This is a genomic window from Xanthomonas sp. NCPPB 1062 (genome assembly GCF_041481705.2).
In the GTDB taxonomy this organism is placed as follows: Bacteria; Pseudomonadota; Gammaproteobacteria; order Xanthomonadales; family Xanthomonadaceae; genus Xanthomonas; species Xanthomonas euvesicatoria.
This window is the reverse complement of the sequence record NZ_CM192987.1, coordinates 1,746,239-1,765,107: the sequence shown is the minus strand read 5'-3', so window position 1 is coordinate 1,765,107 and position 18,869 is coordinate 1,746,239. Positions and strand designations below refer to the sequence as shown.

Sequence of the window (18,869 nt, the reverse complement as noted above, 5' to 3'; positions counted from 1 at the left end):
GGCACGACATTTGCATCATCTGCCATGTCGCCAAGGTTACGGCGGACATCCACCACTGCCACGAATCGAGACCACGATGAACCAGCACCTCAACGACCATATCGTCAAAAGCTACGACGAGGAGCAGCACCGTCTTGTCGCCGAGATCGTGCGCATGGGCGAGACGGCGGTGGCGCAGCTGGAAGCCGCGCTGGATGTGGTGGAGCGTCGCGATGACAACGCCGCGCACCGCATCGTGGTCAACGACGAGGCGATCGACGCACTGGAGCATGCGATCAGCCACGACGTGATGCGGCTTGCATTGCGCGGCCCGATGGCGCGCGATCTGCGTGAAATTCTTGCAGGCCTGCGGATTCCGGCCGATATCGAACGTATCGGCGATTACGCGGCCAACGTGGCCAAGCGCTCGATCGCGCTCAATTCCGCACCGCCGCTGCCGCAGACCGTGGGCCTGCGCGCGCTTGGCCAGATGGCGGCCGATGCCGTGCGCGAAGCCGTACAGGCGTATCGCAACAAGGATGCCGATGCGGCGATCCGTGTCCGCGACGAAGATGCACGCCTGGATGCGCAGTACACCGCGTTGTTCCGCGAGCTGCTCACCTACATGATGGAAGACCCGCGCAATATCACCCCGTGTACGCATCTGCTGTTCATGGCAAAGAATCTGGAACGCATTGGCGACCACGCCACCAACATCGCCGAGAACGTGTGGTTCCTGGTGCATGGCGAGCAGCCCTTGCCTCCGCGCGTGAAGCGCGACGACACCAGCAGCACCGGCGTCATCTAGACCGCGGCAGCGTGGCCGTAAGGCGCCGCAAGGCCTTCTCATTACGTATTCAGCTTGAAACTTCTACGGTGCAGCTGCACAGGCATTTCCTGTGACCCAGGAGTCCGCTGATGAAACGTTTCGTTGGATCCTTCATGGCCTTGACGCTGCTGACCTCTGGCGCAGCGTTTGCAGCACCGCAGCAGCACGAGCTGGATCACGACCGTGACCGCAATGCGCAGCGTCACGACGACCATGGTCCTGACCGCCATGACGATCACCGCGACGACAGGCATGACGACAGGCGCGACGATCGCCGCAACGCGCATCACGAGGATCATCGCAACGAGCGCCGCGGCCCGCCGTATCGCCGCGGCGAGCGGCTGGCACCGGACCATCGTGGTAGCCGCGTTGCCGACTACCACAAGCACCATCTCAAGCCGCCGCCGCGCGGGCACGAATGGCGTCGCGTGGATAACACCTACGTGCTGATCGCAGTGGCCACCGGGCTGATTACCAGCGTCGTCGCGGGTCGCTAAGGGCTCGCTCACCGTGTCGTTAGGGAGGCCCGGTCCGTGGCAACGCGGATCGGGCCTTTTCATTTCGGTGTATGGCGACTGTCGCTGTGTGGTCTGCAGTCGCCCGGTTCGGGGAAGACGCGCGCAGACAGTGGGCCGGCAATGCACGCCGACGCCACTCGAGTGGCCGTGCACCCAATCGTCGCGGCGTCGCTGCGCCGTTGTGAGCGTGCCAGCCTGCAGCCAGGGCAGAGCACGGCGTGCGACCTGCTAGGCTATGCGGATGAACGAACCGGTCGATGCACAGCCTGCCCCCTCTTTTTTGCCGATGTCGCGCCGCTTTCGTGGCTATCTGCCCGTGGTGGTGGACGTAGAAACCGGCGGGTTCGACTGGAACAAGCACGCCCTGCTGGAGATCGCCTGCGTGCCGATCGAGATGGATACCGACGGACGCTTCTTTCCCGGCGAGACCGCCAGCGCGCACCTGGTGCCGGCGCCCGGGCTGGAGATCGACCCGAAGTCGCTGGAAATCACCGGTATCGTGCTCGACCACCCGTTCCGCTTCGCGAAACAGGAAAAGGACGCGCTGGACCATGTGTTCGCGCCGGTGCGCGCAGCAGTGAAGAAATACGGCTGCCAGCGCGCAATCCTGGTCGGCCACAACGCCCACTTCGATCTGAATTTTCTCAACGCCGCCGTGGCGCGCGTGGGCCACAAACGCAACCCGTTTCATCCTTTCAGCGTGTTCGACACGGTGACGTTGGCTGGCGTGGCCTACGGCCAGACCGTGCTGGCACGCGCCGCCCAGGCCGCAGGACTGGACTGGAATGCGGCCGACGCCCACAGCGCGGTCTACGACACCGAACAGACCGCACGCCTGTTCTGCAAGATCGCCAACGCCTGGCCCGGGCCGGTGTGAGGACGGGATTCGGGATTGGGCATTCGGGATTGGCAAAAGCGTCGTGGTTTCTGGATTGAAGCGGCCAATCGCGTACGTTTACCAAGCACGAGCCGCAACCGTCTGATCACGACGCGGCACTGCTGCTTGCTGCCGTACCCTCATCCGCCCCTCTGGGCACCTTCTCCCGCAGGAGAAGGAACGCCTGCACTGCCGTTGCCAATCCCAAATCCCGATTCCCGAATCCCGGCGTCTAACCCACACAGATCCGATCGCGGCCGGCGCTCTTGGCCTCGTACAAGGCGTGATCGGCGCGCTGCATCAGCGACGAGCCGGTGTCGTCGTCGCGCAGCGCGGCAACACCGGCGCTGAAGGTCACTTGCAAGCCCTCGACGCTGGCCCAGTTGTGACGGGCGTGGAAGAGCGCGCGGATGCGCAGGCAAAGCGCCTGTGCCTCGTCCAGCGTGGTGTCGGCCAATAGCAGCGCGAATTCTTCGCCGCCCAGGCGTGCCGGCAGATCCGAGGCGCGCGCAGCCGCCGTCAGGAGCACTCCCACCTCGTGCAGGACCGCATCGCCGCTGGCGTGCGAATAATGGTCGTTGATGCGCTTGAAGTGATCGATATCCAGAATCGCCAGCACCAGCGGCCGCCCACTGCGCCGTGCACGGCTGATATCGCGCGCCAGCGCTTCGTCGAAATGACGACGGTTGGGTAGCCCGGTCAATGCATCTTCGTGCGCCTGGCGCTCGAACACATCGGACTTGATGCGCAAACGTGTCAATAGCTCGCTCTTTTCCTGATTGGCCTGCAGCAAGCGCTGCGCCTGCCGTTGCAGGTCTTCGGTGCGCTTGCGCACCAGCTCGGCCAGGCGCGCGTTATGGGTCTTGTAGCGATGCAGCAACACCCGATACAGCAGGGCCAGCAGCAAGAGCGCCCCCAGCGCCGCGGCAAAGCGCACATCCTGGCGTTGCCACCACAGCGGCAATACCTCGAACGCCCACACCGCTTCGTGCGGGCTCCATGCCCCGCCCGGATGGCGCGCAGCCACGTGCAGACGATATCGGCCCGGCGGCAGGCCGATGAATTCCACGCTGCGCTGCCGGCCGCGTTCGGTCCAGGTGTTGTCCAGGCCTTCCAGCCGGGTGCGGTACTCGATTCGCTCCGGCAGCAGAAAGCTCATGCCGACGTAGGACACGTTCAAGCGATGCCCGCCAGCCAGTTGTGCGCGCTGGCGCCACACCAACGGGCGGCCATCCTGCTGCACGTTCTCGATCACTGCCGGCGGCGGGCGACGTTCGCGAAAGCGCTGCAGACGTGAGGGGTCGACCATGCTTACCCCGCCAGCTGTCACCACCCACACCGTGCCGTCGGCACGCCGCAGCAGGCTGGGGCCGGAACTGCCGTTGGCCTGTGCATTGCCCATGCCATCGATCTCGCCATAGCGTTCGATCGCGAGCGTGCCGCGCCCATCGGCAACTGCATCGAGCGTTTTGAATTCGGTACGCAGCATGCCGCGATTGCTGCTGATCCACGCATTGCCAAGCCGGTCTTGGACAAGCTGGAACACCGTGTCGACCGGCATCCCCTGCTCCAGACCTACGCGTGCGAGAACGCCATTGCGCTCGCGATACAACCCGCGGTCGGTCGCGATCCACATGGCATCGCCGATGGCCTGAAAACCGAATACGCTGCGCGCGCCGCCCAGTTGCTCAAGATTCAACTGGCGCAGCTTGCCGTTGCGTAGCACTGCCGCACCATCGACCGAACCGATCCACACCGCGCCATCGACGTTGGCCAATGCGGTCACCACGCTGGCAGGCAAGCCATCGATCGCCAACGGCGTGCGCTTGCCTTCCACTAGCTGCACCACGCCACGCTGGGTTGCCAGCCATACCGTCTCGTGGTCGTCGATCACGATCGCGCGGATATGTCCGCCGGGAATGCCCTCGGCCTCGCCGTAATGGCGCAGCACGCGCCCGGCGCGCAACACGAAGACACCATCGGCATAGGTGCCCACCCAAAGATCGCCGTGCCGGTCCAGCGCCAGGCTGAGCACCGAAAGACGTCGCCCCGATCGTGTGGCCACCGGCACCGCCACGATGCGCCCGTCCGGCAGCATCCGGTCCAGGCCGGCGGTTCCGGCGATCCACAGGCTGCCGTCGCGGTCTTCCAACATGGCGCGGCTGTAGTCGCCGCTTAATCCATCGCGCTGGCTGTAGCGACTGAACAGTGTCTCGCGCAGCCGGAACAGACCGCCATTTGCGCCGACCCAGATGCTGCCTTCGGCGTCCTCACGCAGACTGACGATGCGCCCGGTCGGCAGGCTGCGACCGGCCGGCAGATGCTCCACGCCGTACGGCCCGATCCGCAGCAGCCCCTGGTTTTCGCTGCCCAGCCACAGGTCGCCATTGCGATCCTGCAGCATCGCGGTGAAGTGGCCCTGCCCCGGCACCCGATGCATCAGCTCGGCGCGCTCGCCCTGCAGGCGATACAGCTGATCTCCCGCAACCACCCACACCGTGCCGTCCGTTGCGCGATACGGCCATGCCAACCCCGGCGGAAACCCGAATGCGGCCGGCGCGCGGTGCATGCGCCCATCCGGTTCGCGGTAGATCAATCCATCGAAGGTGCCGATCAACAAGCGCCCCTGCGCATCGACCACCATGCGCGGAAAGCTGCTCTGCAGCGGTGCGTCATCGTGCGGCGGGAAATAGTCGAAGCGCCCATCCGGCCACAGGCAGCCCAGCCCGTGCCCTTCGAACAACAGCCACATGCGGCCTTCGGCATCCATGGTCATGGCATGGATCAACGCCTGCGGCCATTGCCCTTGCCGCTGCCACTGTCGCCATTGCCCGTCGGCACCATGCCGGACCAGATTGCCGCGCGCATCGCTCAGCCACAGCGCGCCATCGCGATCTACATACAGCGCGCCGACGCCGTTATCGGGCAGCCCCGGACGCGTGCTGCGGTCGATCACGCTGAATTCCAGCCCGTTGTAGCGCACCAACCCTTCCCAGGTCGCGAACCACAGATACCCGTCGCGGGTCTGGGCGATGTCGCGCAAGGAGTTGTGCGGCAGCCCGTTGCGCGAACTCCAGCTATCGATGGCGTAATCGCGCAAGCGTGCCGTGCCGGCCGGTGAGGCAGCCGCAACAAGCGAACACAGTGCCAACAGCAGGCAGGCGCCGACACCGAGCCAGCGCGGCTGCCGTCTATGCTTTCGTCGTGCTGACGCCTGGACGCCGCAACTGCTCTCGCCTGTTTGCCAGGCGCCCACCCCATCGTTCATCACACACAACGCGCCGTTCGCTGGCGATATGGTAGGCAAAAACGTCGCGCTGCGTTCGACGGTGGCTGCGCATGCCTGGAAAGCCTTGCTGCACCTCCCTGCGCGTGCGCCAGTCAACGCCTCGCGAACCGCATCTGCGCGGAACATTGCGCAGATGCCCATCGGCAATGCAACGATCAAGCGTTGGCGCTGCTGTGCATCGCGTAACGCGCGTGGGTTACGCAGGCCGGCACGCCTGCGCTCGCGCCTGATGCATGCGGGCCGTTAGGTGCCCAGGCGCTGGCGCACGGCCTCGAACAGGGTCACACCGGTGGCGACCGACACATTGAGGCTTTCAATTTCGCCGGGCATCGGGATCTTGACCAGGCCGTCGCAATGCTCGCGGGTGAGACGGCGCAGGCCATCGGCCTCGCCACCCAGCACCAGCCCGACATTGCCGCGCAGATCCACGCTGTACAACGAAGCCTCTGCTTCGCCGGCCAAGCCATACAGCCACACACCCTGCTTCTGCAGGTCGCGCAGGCAGCGCGCCAGGTTGGTCACCGCCACCACCGGAATGCGGTCGGCCGCACCGGCGGAGGTCTTGCGCACGGTGGCGTTCACCGTGGCCGACTTGTCCTTGGGAATCACCACTGCGGTGACCCCGGCCGCTGCCGCACTGCGCAGGCATGCGCCAAGGTTGTGCGGGTCCTGCACGCCATCGAGGATCAGCACAAGCGCGCGCCCTTCGGCGGCCTCGACCAACCCTTCCAGCTCGTTCTCGGCCCACAGCCGCGCGGCGGCATAGCGTGCGGCCACGCCCTGGTGGCGTACCTGCCCACCCACACCGTCCAGTGCCTGGGTATTGACCCGGCGGACGTCGATGCCCTTGCGGCGCGCCTGTTCTTCGATCTCGGTCAGGCGCGGATTCTTGCTGCCGGCCTCGATCAACACCTCGCGCACGTTGTCGGCGTCGTTCTCGACGGACGAGGCGACAGCATTGACGCCGACGATCCACTGGTTCTGCTTGCTCATTGCGGGCATACGAAGAGGTAAAGGGGAATGGTAGGGCCTGCGGCCTGTCACGTCACGGCCGGTGCGTGGAGCCCGGCGATGCCAACGACGCGATGCGGCGATGGCACTGGTGCTGGACGCGCAGCGCCCGGGGCCAATGGCGCACGCCTGCATTGACCGCACGCCGGCCGCGCACCCCATCGTGTCGATGGATGCCTGCCAGATGGCGCACTGGCGCGTGTTGCCGCGGCCAGTGACGGCCGCGAGCGAGGTGACGCCATTGCTGCTCGCATGCCGCGATCAGCAGCACAACAAACCAAAGCCTTTTCTCACGCCGGCCAATGCGCAGTGTCGTGATCGGGATGTTGTCGCGACACCACGCTGGCCAAAAAAGCCTCCGCGGCGGCATCGTCTTCGGGTGGACGCGTAGGCAGCTGCGCCAGGCCATCGACGAAGGGCAGTTTGCGATCCAGTCCATATTGGATATGCGGCGGCAACTGCTCGGGCGTGTCGAAGGCACCTGCCGCGACTGCCACGCCGTCGGGTGCCTCATACGTCAATGGCGTGCCGCATTCGGCGCAAAAACCGCGCTGCACGACATTCGACGATGCAAAGCGCTTGGGCTCGCCACGGGTCCAGCGAAACTCGGTGCCTCGCACAGACACCAACGGCGCGTAATACGCGCCGAATGCCTTCTGACACATGCGGCAGTGGCAGATCGAAGCATCCACCAACGCACCACGCACATGAAACCGCACCGCCCCGCACTGGCAGCCACCGCTATATTCGCTTGAAGTGTCCATGCCCCGCTCCGCGTCAGTCTGTTATGGACATCATTGCAGACCCACTCGCCTGCAACAGCCCACCTGCCTCTCTCACAGCGAATAACACGACTGCGATCACGGCCAAGCGGATGCGGCCAATCGTGGGAGTCGCCGTGAACCGCGGGCGCGCCGCGGCTCATCAGCCTCGTCTACACCCGCCCGACGACCCGCGCTTCATTTTAGTGGCTGCTTGTCACCACCACCTCGCGTGGCGGGCTGCCAGTTCGGCCGCCCGCAGCGCCGTCCTGCAACTCAGTACGGCTTCTTCTTGCGCTTGGTCGGCTTCTCGCGTGGCGGCAGCGGCGCTTCGGGCGCTGCGCCATTTTCGTCGGCCAGGCGGAAGTCGATCTTGCGCTCTTCCATGCTGGCCTTGAGCACCAGCACGCGCACCGGGTCGCCGAGGCGGAACTCGCGACCACGGCGCTCGCCGCTGAGCGTCTTGCGAATCGGATCGAACTGGTAATAGTCCTGCGGCAGCTGCGTGACGTGCACCAGGCCGTTGACCTTGGACTGCGTCAACTCCACGAACAGGCCAAATCCCGTCACACCGCTGATCACGCCATCGAACTGGCCACCGACGTGCTTTTCCATCCACGCGGCGCGGTAGCGCTCGTCCACTTCGCGCTCCGCTTCATCGGCACGCCGTCCGCGCTCGGAGCATTGCAATGCCAGCGCCGCCATCTGACGCGGGGTATAGATGAATGTCTGCGGGCTGACGCCGGTCAACGCATGCTTGATTGCGCGGTGTACCAGCAGATCCGGGTAACGCCGGATCGGCGAGGTGAAATGCGCGTATGCCTCCAACGCCAGACCGAAATGGCCGTTGTTCTCCGGCGAATACACCGCCAGGCTCTGGCTGCGCAGCAACACCGATTCCAGCAACGCCGCATCCGGGCGCGCGCGCACTTTCTTCAGCAACTTGGTGTAATCGCCGGGGCGCACCTTGCTCCATGCCGGCAAGCTCAGCTGGAACTCCTTGAGGAACTCCAGCAGGTCTTCGTACTTGCTCTCCGGCGGGCGCTCATGCACACGGTAAGGCGCAGGCACATGCACGCTCAGCAGATAGCGCGCCGCCTCGACGTTGGCGACGATCATGCATTCTTCGATGAGCTTGTGGGCATCGTTGCGCACCAGCATGCCGGCCTGGGTGACTTCGCCGGTGTTGTCGAGCACGAAGCGCACTTCGGAGGTTTCGAACTCGATCGCCCCGCGCTGCGTGCGTGCCTTCGACAGCACGTGATACAGCTGATGCAGGCGCTGCACCTGCGGCAGCAGCGGGCCGATGAAGGCCTTGGTGTCCGCATCGTCTTCGCCCACCGCCTTCCAGACCTGGTTATAGGTCAGGCGTGCGTGCGAATTCATCACCGCTTCGTAAAAACGCGAGCCGGTCACTTCACCATCGCGTCCCACCTGCATGTCGCAGACGAAGCACATGCGGTCGACCTTGGGCATCAGCGAGCAGATACCGTTGGACAGCGTTTCCGGCAGCATCGGCACCACGAAGCCGGGGAAATACACCGAGGTGGCGCGCTTTTGCGCTTCGTCGTCCAGCGGCGTCCCGGGACGCACGTAATTGGACACATCGGCGATTGCCACCACCAGACGGAAGCCGTCGGCATTGGGCTCGCAATACACCGCGTCGTCGAAATCCTTGGCGTCTTCGCCATCGATGGTGACCAGTGGCATCTGCCGCAGGTCCACGCGCCCGCCGATCATCTGCGGCTCGACCACCAACGGCACCGCCGCCGCTTCGTCCAGCACTTCCTGCGGAAATTCATGCGGCAATTCATGGCCGTGGATGGCCATTTCGACGACCAGCGACGGCGTCAGCTTGTCGCCCAGTACCGCGATGATCTTGCCGATCGCCGGGCGGCGCGCGTCCGGCGGCGCGATCAGTTCGCAGACCACCAATTGGCCTTCGCGTGCCTCGCCGATACCGTCCGGGGCAATCTGCACATTGCGCTGGATGCGCTTGTCGTCGGGGTCGACGTAAGCCACACCGTGCTCATAGAAAAAGCGCCCCAGCATGCGCGACATGCCACGCTCGAGCACGCGTGCAATGGCACCTTCGCGACGGCCGCGACGGTCGATGCCGGTGACATTGGCGAGCGCGCGGTCGCCATGCATGACCTTGCGCATTTCGAACGGCGGCAGGAACAGGTCGTCGCCGCCCTCGTCGGGCTTGAGGAAACCGAAGCCCTCCGGATTGGCGATGACCACGCCGGCGATCAGGCTGGTCTGCTGCACCGGCGCGTAGCCACCGCGGCGGTTCTGCACCAGTTGCGCTTCGCGCACCATTGCGGCCAGGCGCTTGCCCAGCGCATCGATGCGGTCGCTCAGATTGAGCTGCTCGGCAATTTCTTCGGCGGTCTGCGGACCGTCGCAGGCTTCAAGCAATTGCAGGATGGCCTCGCGGCTGGCGATCGGCTCGGCATACCGAAGAGCCTCGCGCTCGGCATGCGGATCCTTGAATTCGGCAGTCGCAGGCGCGGTGGTCTGGAAGCGTTCCGGCGGCGGCGCAGACGGCCCACTCTTGCGCGGATGCGGAGCGCGCGGCGCAGGCGGCGCGGCCGCCGGCTGTGACGAGGCTTTGGAGGGGTTGGATGCTTTGTCGGCAGCGCGCTTGTTGGCGGACTTGGTCGATGCGCCGGCTGCGGCGCGGACCAGGAAGTCTGGCATCCAGCCCGGCAACTTCTGCTGTTCGGCAGTGCTGGAATCGCCTGCGCCGGTGGATTTGCGGCGACTCGGCCGATCGGAATCTGGGGTTTTTTTCTTTGTCATTGCTTACATGGTACTGCGTGGCGCGGCGGGATGGGCAGCAAGGCCGGCGCGACCGCCGACGATTGCCGCATGGAACCCATTGACAAGCCGGCCGGGGGCCTGCAAAATTCGCGGCTCACCTGCCCAGGTGGCGGAATTGGTAGACGCACTAGCTTCAGGTGCTAGCGGGGGCAACTTCGTGGAGGTTCGAGTCCTCTTCTGGGCACCAGTTTAAAAAGACCTCCGAGCAATCGGGGGTCTTCTGGTTTCTGGGGTTCGAAAATGCAGTGCGCTGCACTCGATCGCCGCGCCCTTGCCGGCAGCCCGGCCCCGGCTCGCTCTTTCGGCGTTGGAAAACGGCAGACCAGCTCACTGCCCGGGGCGCAGATGGCCTCGCTTGAGCCCTTGGCCATCATCACGCTCCACGCCGGAAAGTGGCCCCGCGCACTCCTGAAAACCAAGCGCGCCTGCCGGCCCGCGCGACCCGGCAGCGCGCGGGCGGCCGCACTATCACCCTTACCCGCTGCGCTCGCTTATCGATGAATGCGCTCGCGTGCCGCTACCGTTACGGCGCAGCGGTAATGCCCGCCTCGCGCAGCGCCTGCGCCCAGATGCGGTAGCCGGACTCGCTGGGATGGGTGCCATCGGGCATCAGCGCTTCGGGCAGCGTGCCGTCGGGCTGCAGCATCTTGGGGCCGATATCGACCAACTGCACCGCCGGATCCTTGGCATAGCGCGCGACCAGCAGCCGGTTTGTCTCGGCGATCGGCGCGCGCCGTGCATCGTCGGGGTTGCGGCCACGCGGCATGATCGCCATCAGGATCAGCTTGCTGTTGGGCAGGCGACGGCGCACCTCGCTCACCACCGCCTGCACACCCAACGCCGCTTCAGCCGGGGTGCTGGCGCGCGATTGCGCGGTGCCGCTGAGATTGTTGGTGCCGATATGCAGCACCACCCAGCGCGGGTCCAGGCCATCGAGTTCGCCCTGCCGGATGCGCCACAGCACATTTTGCGTGCGGTCCCAGCCGAAGCCCAGATTCAGGACCGGCCGCGTGCCATACAACCATTGCCATGATTCGGGGCCACTGACGCGCGTGGCCTGCGGTGGCCCAGACCAGAAATGCGTGATCGAGTCGCCGATCATCACCACCTCCGGCTTCAGGCTGCGCGCGACGGCCAGCGCTGCGTGGTGGCGTGCGTACCAGTCGTAGGAATCCTGCTCCAGCCAGTCGACCGGCATCAGCGAGGTCGCCGCGTCACGGCCGAGTTCGGCCACAGGCTTGACCGGTGGCTCGCCCAACAGCCGCGCCAGCGTGGGCTCGATCGCTTCGGCCAGCATGCGCTGCCCCCGCGTGTCCGGATGCAAGGCACCGGCCGCCGGACGGAACCGGGTGTCGTAAAACAGATCGGTGCGGAGTTTGCCGTCGCGCTGGAAGACCGAACTCACATCCAGATAGGTCACGCGTGGGTTGTCGCCGTAACGCACGGCCAGGCCCTGATTGATCTGCGCATCGCGCCGCGATTTTTCGCTGGAGAGATCGCTGGGCAACACGCTCAGCAGCAGGATGTGCGTGCGCGGCAGCTTCTGCTCGATCGCCGCGACCACCGCATCGATACCGAGTTGGGTCTGTTCGGCGGTTTGACCGAGATGGCCGGTGTTATTGGTGCCGATCAGCACCAGCGCGACCTTCGGCTGCAACCCGTCGACTTCGCCATTGGCCAGCCGCCACAGCACGTTTTCGGTGCCGTCGCCACTGAAACCCAGGTTCAGCGCACCGCGGCTGCCGTAGAAGGTTTGCCAGGTCGGTCGGAAGTCTTCGTCCGGCGCCTTGGCTTTCTCGTAGTTTTGAGTGATCGAATCGCCGATCAGCAGCAATTTGGTATCCGGGTGCTGCTTGACCTGCTCCAGCACCTGCGCATGCCGCTGCGCCCACCAGGACTCGCGCAGACGATCGGTTGGCACGATCGAAGGCGGCGAGGTTTGCGCGCCTGCCGTCGTGCAGAACAGCAGCAGCCCCCAGCACCACAGGGTATGCGCAAAGCCGGAGCGTGAAACACGGGACGAAGCAGCGTGCGAAGACCGGGACATGCGCGCACCAGACACGGGAGAAGCGTCGATTGTGGTCCGCGCATGCAACGCAGGACAACCCTTGGCATAGCCGCCCTTGATGATCACAACGCACTGCCGCGATCACTCCGTCGTTGCCGCGTTGCTGCGGCAATGCTGAGGGAATCACGGGCTTCGCCGCGACCCTGTCGTGCCGCGCGCAGCGGCACCGCTGGAGCGCGCCAAGACCTCAGCGCAGCCCGGTCTCGCCGCGCGCGATCACCAGGCGCTGGATTTCCGAGGTGCCCTCGTAGATTTCGGTAATTTTGGCATCGCGGAGAGCGCTCCAGCGGTGCCGCGCGCAGCGGCACTGCTGGAGCGCGGCAAGACCTCAGCGCAGCCCGGTTTCGCCGCGCGCGATCACCAGGCGTTGAATTTCCGAGGTGCCCTCGTAGATTTCGGTAATTTTGGCATCACGAAAGTAGCGCTCCAGCGGCATTTCTTTCGAATACCCCATGCCGCCATGAATTTGCACCGCCTGATGGGTGATCCACATCGCCGCCTCTGATGCAGTGAGCTTGGCCACTGCCGCTTCGGTGCCGAACTTCTGCCCCTGCCCTTTCAACCATGCGGCACGCAGCGTCAGCAGCAGCGCCGCATCCAGCTTGCACTTCATGTCGGCGATCTTGGCCTGGGTCATCTGGAACGTGCCGATCGCCGCGCCAAATGCCTTGCGCTCCTTGACGTAGGCCAGCGTGGCCTCATACGCCGCGCGTGCAATCCCGACCGCTTGCGAGGCAATGCCGATGCGCCCGGCATCCAGAACGCTCATCGCAGTCTTGAAACCCTCGCCTTCCACGCCCAGCACCTCGTCGGGCTGCGCAACGTAATCGGCAAACTCGATTTCGCAGGTGGCCGAGGCACGGATGCCGAGCTTGGGCTCGGTCTTGCCGCGATGAAAACCGGCGCGGTCGGTATCGACCATGAAGGCGGTGATGCCGCGCGAGCCCTTGTCCGGCTCGGTCACCGCAAACAACACGATGTACTTGGCCACCGGGCCGGAGGTAATCCAGCTCTTCTTGCCATTGATGACGAAGCTGCCATCGGCCTGCTTGACCGCGCGGCAGCGCATTGCCGAGGCATCCGAGCCGGACTGCGGCTCGGTCAGCGCGAACGCACCGATGTGCGTGCCCTCGGCGATCGCGCGCACGTACAGCTGCTTCTGCGCTTCGCTGCCGTTTTTGAGAATGCCGGTGCAAAACAGCGAGTTGTTGACCGAGACGATGGTGGAGTGCGCGCCATCGGCCGCGGCGATTTCGATCATCGCCAGCGCATAGCTGATCGGGTCCATGCCGGCGCCGCCGTACTCGACCGGCACCTCGATGCCCATCAGACCGTTTTCGCCAAGCAGGCGGATATTTTCCAGCGGAAATTCGCCGGTACGGTCGAATTGCTCGGCGCTGGGCGCGATCTTTTCCTGCGCGATGCGGCGCGCCACATCCTGGATCATCAATTGTTCTTCGGTAAAGCTGAAATCCACGTCGCACCCCTTCAGGCCTGAGCTGAGCCCCATTGTAGCGCCAACCATTCGCATGCGTATGTAGTTGACCGCACCTGCCGCCGGCCCGAAAATATCTCCATATCGCGATATAGAGATATTCATGGATCTGGAAGACTGGTCGGCCCGCTTGAAGGTATTCGCCGACGCCACGCGAGTCCGCCTGCTGGCCTTGCTGGAGCAGGAAGAACTCACCGTGGCCGAGCTGTCGGCCATTACCCGGCTGGCGCAGCCGCGGGTGTCCACGCACCTGGCCAAACTCAAGGAAGCCGGGCTGGTCCGCGACCGCCGCGCCGGGGTATCGGCGTATTACCGCTTCGACGAAGTGTCGCTGGACCCGGCGCAGCGCGCGCTATGGCTGGCACTGAGCACCGGCAGCGACGATCCGTTGTTGCGCCAGGATGCCGAGCGCGTGGCCGCCGTGCTGGCCAACCGTGCCGCGGACCAGAACTGGGCCGATTCGGTGGCCGGCGACATGGAACGGCATTACTCGCCGGGACGCACCTGGGAGGCCCTGGCGCGCACCGCCCTGCCCCTGCTGGAAACCGGCGACGTGCTCGATATCGCGTCCGGCGACGGCGTGCTGGCCGAACTGGTGGCACCGCATGCCACCCGCTATATCTGCATCGATACCAGCGCGCGCGTGGTTGCGGCCGCCAGCGAGCGCCTGCGCAAATTGCGCAACGTGGAAGTGCGCGAAGGCGATATGCATGCGCTGCCATTCCCCGATGCCAGCTTCGACCTGGTGGTGCTGATGCACGCGCTGACTTACGCGGCCAAACCGGCGCAGGCGGTGGCCGAGTCGGCGCGCGTGCTGCGCCCGGGCGGCCGCCTGCTGCTGTGCAGCCTGGCCAAGCACGAACACCGCGCCGCGGTGCATGCGTACGGCCACGTCAATCTGGGGTTTGCTGCCAAGGAGCTGCGCAAGTTCGTTGAAAAAGCCGGGCTGGACGTCTCCAGCCTGGAGACGGTGACACGCGAAAAGCGCCCGCCCCATTTCGAAGTGATCTCGTTGATTGCTGTGAAGCCGGGAATGGGGAATCGGGATTCGGGAATCGCCGACCGCAGCGCCGCTGTCTCACGGAGCATCGCATCATGACGCCTGCAGCACTCCACTCCCCCGTCGCACATGCCCTGCCCTGGCTACGTCCCGAGCGCGCAGCCAAGCTCACCGCCGCGCTTGCCGAGCGCATCCTCATCATCGATGGCGCGATGGGCACCATGATCCAGCGCCACGATCTGCAGGAGCCCGATTACCGCGGCACCCGCTTTGCCGAGGGCTACGACAGTGCGCACGTGCACGGCCCCGGTTGCGACCACGCACACGTACCGCAGGGCCACGATCTGAAGGGCAACAACGATCTGCTGCTGTTGACCCGCCCGGAGATCATTGCCGGCATTCATCGCGCCTATCTGGATGCAGGTGCCGATCTACTGGAAACCAATACCTTCAACGCCACGTCGGTGAGCCAGGCCGACTATCACCTAGAACATCTGGTGTACGAGTTGAACAAGGCAGGCGCGCAAGTCGCGCGCGCCTGTTGCGACGAAGTCGAGGCGTTGACTCCGCACAAACCGCGCTTTGTGATCGGCGTGCTCGGCCCCACCAGCCGTACCGCCTCCATCAGCCCCGATGTCAACGATCCCGGCTACCGCAACACCAGTTTCGATGCACTGCGCGAAACCTATCGCGAGGCCATCGAGGGCTTGATCGATGGCGGCGCGGATACGCTGATGGTGGAAACCATCTTCGACACGCTCAACGCCAAGGCCGCGTTGTATGCGATCGAAGAGGTCTTCGAGGCACGCGGCGGGCGTTTGCCGGTGATGGTTTCCGGCACCATCACCGACGCATCCGGGCGCACCTTGTCCGGACAGACTGCCGAAGCGTTTTATGCATCGGTCGCGCACGGCAGGCCGTTGTCGATCGGCTTGAATTGTGCGCTCGGCGCCAAGGATCTGCGCCCGCACGTGGAAACCTTGGCGCAGATCGCCGACGCCTATGTCAGCGCGCATCCGAACGCCGGCTTGCCGAATGCCTTCGGCGAATACGACGAGACGCCGGAAGAAATGGCGTCCACGCTACGCGAATTCGCACAGGCCGGCCTGCTCAACCTGGTCGGCGGCTGTTGCGGTACCTCTCCGGACCATATCCGCGCCATCGCCGAAGCGGTCGCCGATCTGCCACCGCGGCAACTGCCTGGCGCACAAGAGCTGGCGGCGTGATGCGTCAGGCTCACCCTCATCCACCCTTTGCGCACCTTCTCCCGCCTGCGCGAGCAGGTGGCGCGCAGCGCCGGATGAGGGCTGCATTGCACCGCGCCCGAGGCCCGGGCCGTGAACACCCACTCACCACGACCGATCGCGCCGTCATCGTCCAGCAGAGCCTTGCATGAGCACTCCCCGCTACACCCGCCTGTCCGGCCTTGAGCCGCTGGTCATTACGCCGGACCTGTTGTTCGTCAACGTCGGCGAGCGCACCAACGTCACCGGCAGCGCGCAGTTCCGCAAGCTGATCAAGGAGGAGCGCTACGAGGAAGCGGTGGAGGTCGCGCGTCAGCAGGTGGACAGCGGTGCGCAGATCCTCGACGTCAACATGGACGAAGGCCTGATCGATTCGGAGAAGGCCATGACGCGCTTTCTCAACCTGATCATGTCCGAGCCGGATATCGCGCGCATTCCGGTGATGGTGGATTCGTCCAAGTGGAGCGTCATCGAAGCGGGATTGAAATGCTTGCAAGGCAAGAGCGTGGTCAACTCCATTTCGCTCAAGGAAGGCGAAGCAGTGTTCATCGAACACGCCCGCAAGGTATTGCGCTACGGCGCCGCCGCGGTGGTGATGGCCTTCGACGAGGCGGGCCAGGCCGACACCTGCGCGCGCAAGGTCGAGATCTGCACGCGCGCCTACACGCTACTGACCGAGCAGGTTGGCTTTCCGCCGGAAGACATCATCTTCGACCCGAACATCTTTGCCGTGGCCACCGGCATCGAAGAGCACGACAACTACGCGGTGGACTTCATCGAAGCCACCCGCATCATCAAGGACACGCTGCCGCACTGCCATGTGTCCGGCGGCGTTTCCAACGTCTCGTTCTCCTTCCGCGGCAACGAAACCGTACGCCAGGCAATCCACTCGGTGTTCCTGTTCCATGCGATCAAGGCCGGCATGGACATGGGCATCGTCAATGCCGGCGGCATGCCGATCTACGACGAGCTGGATCCGGAACTGCGCGAACGCGTGGAGGACGTGATCCTCAACCGACGCCGCGACGGCACCGAACGTCTGCTGGAAATCGCCGAGCGCTACAAGGGCACCAAGGGCGCGGCGAAAGTCGAAGACCTGGCCTGGCGTGACAAGCCGGTACGCGCGCGCCTGGCGCATGCGCTGGTGCACGGCATCGACGCATTCGTGGAAACCGACACCGAAGAAGCGCGCCAGCATTCCACGCGCCCTCTGGACGTGATCGAAGGCCCGCTGATGGACGGCATGAACGTGGTGGGCGATCTGTTCGGCGCCGGCAAGATGTTTTTGCCGCAGGTGGTCAAGTCCGCGCGCGTGATGAAAAAGGCGGTGGCCTATCTGCTGCCCTTCATCGAAGCGGAAAAACTGCGCACCGGCGATGTCGGCAAGTCCAACGGCAAGATCATCATGGCCACCGTCAAAGGCGATGTGCACGACATCGGCAAGAACATCGTCGGCGTGGTGTTGGCCTGCAACAACTTCGATGTGGTGGATCTGGGCGTGATGGTCTCGGCGCAGGTGATCCTGGATCGCGCTCGCGAAGAAAACGCGGATCTGATCGGGCTGTCCGGCCTCATCACGCCATCTCTGGAAGAAATGTCGCATGTGGCGCGCGAGATGCAGCGGCAGGGCTTTGACATTCCGTTGTTGATCGGCGGCGCAACGACCTCGCGCGCGCACACCGCGCTGAAGATCGACCCGCACTACACCGCGCCCACCGTGTGGGTGAAGGACGCCTCGCGTGCCGTGGGCGTGGCGCAGTCGCTGATCTCGCGCGACCTGCGCCAGGCCTTCGTTGCCGCCAACGATGCCGATTACGCGGAAATCCGCGCACGCCACCGTAACCGCGGCGATGCCAAGCGCCTGGTGTCGCTCGAAAAAGCCCGTGCGCAGCGCTTCGACGGCGATTGGGACACCTACACTCCACCGGCCCCACGCCAGCCAGGCATCCACGTTTTCGACGACTACCCGTTGCAGGAGCTGATCGAACTCATCGACTGGACGCCGTTCTTCCAGGCATGGGAGCTGGCCGGCAAGTTCCCGGCGATTCTCAGCGACGAAATCGTCGGCACCCAGGCCAGCGAGCTGTATCGCGACGCACGCCGCATGCTCAAGCGCATCGTCGAAGAGAAGTGGCTGACGGCCAAGGCCGTGTTCGGGCTGTGGCCGGCAAATAGCGTTGGAGACGATGTTGTCGTCCTGACGGAGCCGGCAGAATCGGGAATCGGGAACCGGGAATTGCAAGGCGATGCCCGCATACTCGACCATTCCCGATTCTCCATTCCCCATTCCCTGCACTTCTTGCGCCAGCAAGTCGACAAGCCCATCGACCGCCCCGACTTCTGCCTGGCCGATTTCGTCGCTCCCAAGAGCAGCGGCAAGCAGGACTGGATCGGCGCGTTCGCGGTCACTGCCGGCATCGGTATCGATGCGCATGTGGCCCGGTTCGAAGCGGCGCACGACGACTACAACTCCATCCTGCTCAAGGCGTTGGCCGACCGTCTGGCAGAGGCGCTGGCCGAGCGACTGCATCAACGCGTGCGCACCGAGTTCTGGGGTTATGTGGAGGACGAAGCGTTGGACAACGAAGCCTTGATCGCCGAGCGCTATCGCGGCATTCGCCCGGCTCCCGGCTACCCGGCTTGCCCGGAACACAGCGAAAAACGCACCTTGTTCGATCTGCTCGATGCCGAGCGCAACGCCGACATGTCGCTGACCGAAAGCTTTGCGATGCTGCCCACTGCCGCGGTCTCCGGTTATTACTTCAGCCATCCCAAGAGCCAATACTTCGTGGTCGGGCGACTAAGCAAGGAACAGGTGGCCGATTATGCAAAGCGCAAGAGCATCACGCTGGCATTGGCCGAGCGTTGGCTGGCATCGAATCTGGATTACGACCCGGAGTAAGGGCATCTGCTGACCGCAGATATCGTAGGAGCGCACCCGGGCGCGATGGGGGTCTTATCGGTAAAGCCTC

11 protein-coding genes, 1 tRNA gene and 1 pseudogene are annotated in these 18,869 nt (G+C 64.8%); 7 read left to right on the top strand and 6 right to left on the bottom strand.

Annotation, left to right across the window (positions count from 1 at the left end):
• Positions 1–76 precede the first annotated feature (76 nt).
• The 3 genes from phoU (at position 77) to rnt (ending at position 2,203) form a co-directional block, all read left to right on the top strand.
• On the top strand, positions 77–787 hold the full coding sequence (gene phoU / locus ACCQ16_RS07705) for a phosphate signaling complex protein PhoU (RefSeq protein ID WP_008572166.1): 711 nt from the start codon (positions 77–79) through the stop codon (positions 785–787).
• Between the two features lie 110 nt (positions 788–897).
• Positions 898–1,305: an RcnB family protein gene (locus ACCQ16_RS07700; RefSeq protein ID WP_011346994.1), complete on the top strand. Its 408-nt coding sequence runs from the start codon at positions 898–900 to the stop codon at positions 1,303–1,305.
• A 256-nt stretch (positions 1,306–1,561) separates the two neighbouring features.
• Positions 1,562–2,203, top strand: coding sequence for a ribonuclease T (gene rnt, locus ACCQ16_RS07695; protein WP_008572178.1), 642 nt, complete (start codon positions 1,562–1,564; stop codon positions 2,201–2,203).
• A gap of 232 nt (positions 2,204–2,435) precedes the next feature.
• Here the strand turns inward: rnt and ACCQ16_RS07690 are convergent, their stop codons facing one another.
• From ACCQ16_RS07690 to rnr, 4 genes are all read right to left on the bottom strand, one after another.
• Positions 2,436–5,471: a ligand-binding sensor domain-containing diguanylate cyclase gene (locus ACCQ16_RS07690; protein WP_277572896.1), complete on the bottom strand. Its 3,036-nt coding sequence runs from the start codon at positions 5,469–5,471 to the stop codon at positions 2,436–2,438.
• 264 nt (positions 5,472–5,735) lie between these two features.
• Positions 5,736–6,485, bottom strand: coding sequence for a 23S rRNA (guanosine(2251)-2'-O)-methyltransferase RlmB (rlmB, locus tag ACCQ16_RS07685; protein WP_011346992.1), 750 nt, complete (start codon positions 6,483–6,485; stop codon positions 5,736–5,738).
• A gap of 308 nt (positions 6,486–6,793) precedes the next feature.
• Positions 6,794–7,267, bottom strand: a complete 474-nt coding sequence (locus tag ACCQ16_RS07680) for a GFA family protein (protein WP_033837274.1) — start codon at positions 7,265–7,267, stop codon at positions 6,794–6,796.
• A 273-nt stretch (positions 7,268–7,540) separates the two neighbouring features.
• Positions 7,541–10,069 (bottom strand): ribonuclease R, encoded by a 2,529-nt coding sequence (gene rnr, locus ACCQ16_RS07675; protein WP_372380244.1) that lies wholly within the window; start codon positions 10,067–10,069, stop codon positions 7,541–7,543.
• A 121-nt stretch (positions 10,070–10,190) separates the two neighbouring features.
• Here rnr and ACCQ16_RS07670 point away from each other — a divergent pair.
• Positions 10,191–10,277 (top strand) — tRNA-Leu (locus ACCQ16_RS07670).
• Between the two features lie 336 nt (positions 10,278–10,613).
• On the opposite strand, the gene ACCQ16_RS07665 is transcribed toward ACCQ16_RS07670, so the two are convergent.
• Both ACCQ16_RS07665 and ACCQ16_RS07660 read right to left on the bottom strand, forming a co-directional pair.
• The gene (locus ACCQ16_RS07665) at positions 10,614–12,137 is read right to left on the bottom strand and encodes a platelet-activating factor acetylhydrolase IB subunit (protein ID WP_277572894.1); all 1,524 of its coding nucleotides are present in this window, start codon (positions 12,135–12,137) and stop codon (positions 10,614–10,616) included.
• A 208-nt stretch (positions 12,138–12,345) separates the two neighbouring features.
• Positions 12,346–13,668: pseudogene (locus ACCQ16_RS07660) on the bottom strand (acyl-CoA dehydrogenase family protein).
• Between the two features lie 88 nt (positions 13,669–13,756).
• Here ACCQ16_RS07660 and ACCQ16_RS07655 point away from each other — a divergent pair.
• The 3 genes from ACCQ16_RS07655 (at position 13,757) to metH (ending at position 18,799) form a co-directional block, all read left to right on the top strand.
• On the top strand, positions 13,757–14,752 hold the full coding sequence (locus tag ACCQ16_RS07655) for an ArsR/SmtB family transcription factor (RefSeq protein WP_011346987.1): 996 nt from the start codon (positions 13,757–13,759) through the stop codon (positions 14,750–14,752).
• Positions 14,749–15,879, top strand: coding sequence for a homocysteine S-methyltransferase family protein (locus ACCQ16_RS07650; protein WP_218495654.1), 1,131 nt, complete (start codon positions 14,749–14,751; stop codon positions 15,877–15,879). The genes ACCQ16_RS07655 and ACCQ16_RS07650 overlap by 4 nt, the downstream gene beginning before the upstream one ends.
• 166 nt (positions 15,880–16,045) lie before the next feature.
• Positions 16,046–18,799, top strand: coding sequence for a methionine synthase (metH, locus tag ACCQ16_RS07645; RefSeq protein WP_029819121.1), 2,754 nt, complete (start codon positions 16,046–16,048; stop codon positions 18,797–18,799).
• The last annotated feature ends 70 nt before the right edge of the window (positions 18,800–18,869 follow it).

Excerpts from the sequence above, each read along its gene's own strand:
- phoU (WP_008572166.1), top strand. The coding sequence starts at position 77 with ATGAACCAGCACCTCAACGACCATATCGTCAAAAGCTACGACGAGGAG.
- ACCQ16_RS07700 (WP_011346994.1), top strand. The coding sequence starts at position 898 with ATGAAACGTTTCGTTGGATCCTTCATGGCCTTGACGCTGCTGACCTCT.
- rnt (WP_008572178.1), top strand. The coding sequence starts at position 1,562 with ATGCGGATGAACGAACCGGTCGATGCACAGCCTGCCCCCTCTTTTTTG.
- ACCQ16_RS07690 (WP_277572896.1), bottom strand. The coding sequence starts at position 5,471 with ATGAACGATGGGGTGGGCGCCTGGCAAACAGGCGAGAGCAGTTGCGGC.
- rlmB (WP_011346992.1), bottom strand. The coding sequence starts at position 6,485 with ATGAGCAAGCAGAACCAGTGGATCGTCGGCGTCAATGCTGTCGCCTCG.
- ACCQ16_RS07680 (WP_033837274.1), bottom strand. The coding sequence starts at position 7,267 with ATGGACACTTCAAGCGAATATAGCGGTGGCTGCCAGTGCGGGGCGGTG.
- rnr (WP_372380244.1), bottom strand. The coding sequence starts at position 10,069 with ATGACAAAGAAAAAAACCCCAGATTCCGATCGGCCGAGTCGCCGCAAA.
- ACCQ16_RS07665 (WP_277572894.1), bottom strand. The coding sequence starts at position 12,137 with ATGTCCCGGTCTTCGCACGCTGCTTCGTCCCGTGTTTCACGCTCCGGC.
- ACCQ16_RS07655 (WP_011346987.1), top strand. The coding sequence starts at position 13,757 with ATGGATCTGGAAGACTGGTCGGCCCGCTTGAAGGTATTCGCCGACGCC.
- ACCQ16_RS07650 (WP_218495654.1), top strand. The coding sequence starts at position 14,749 with ATGACGCCTGCAGCACTCCACTCCCCCGTCGCACATGCCCTGCCCTGG.
- metH (WP_029819121.1), top strand. The coding sequence starts at position 16,046 with ATGAGCACTCCCCGCTACACCCGCCTGTCCGGCCTTGAGCCGCTGGTC.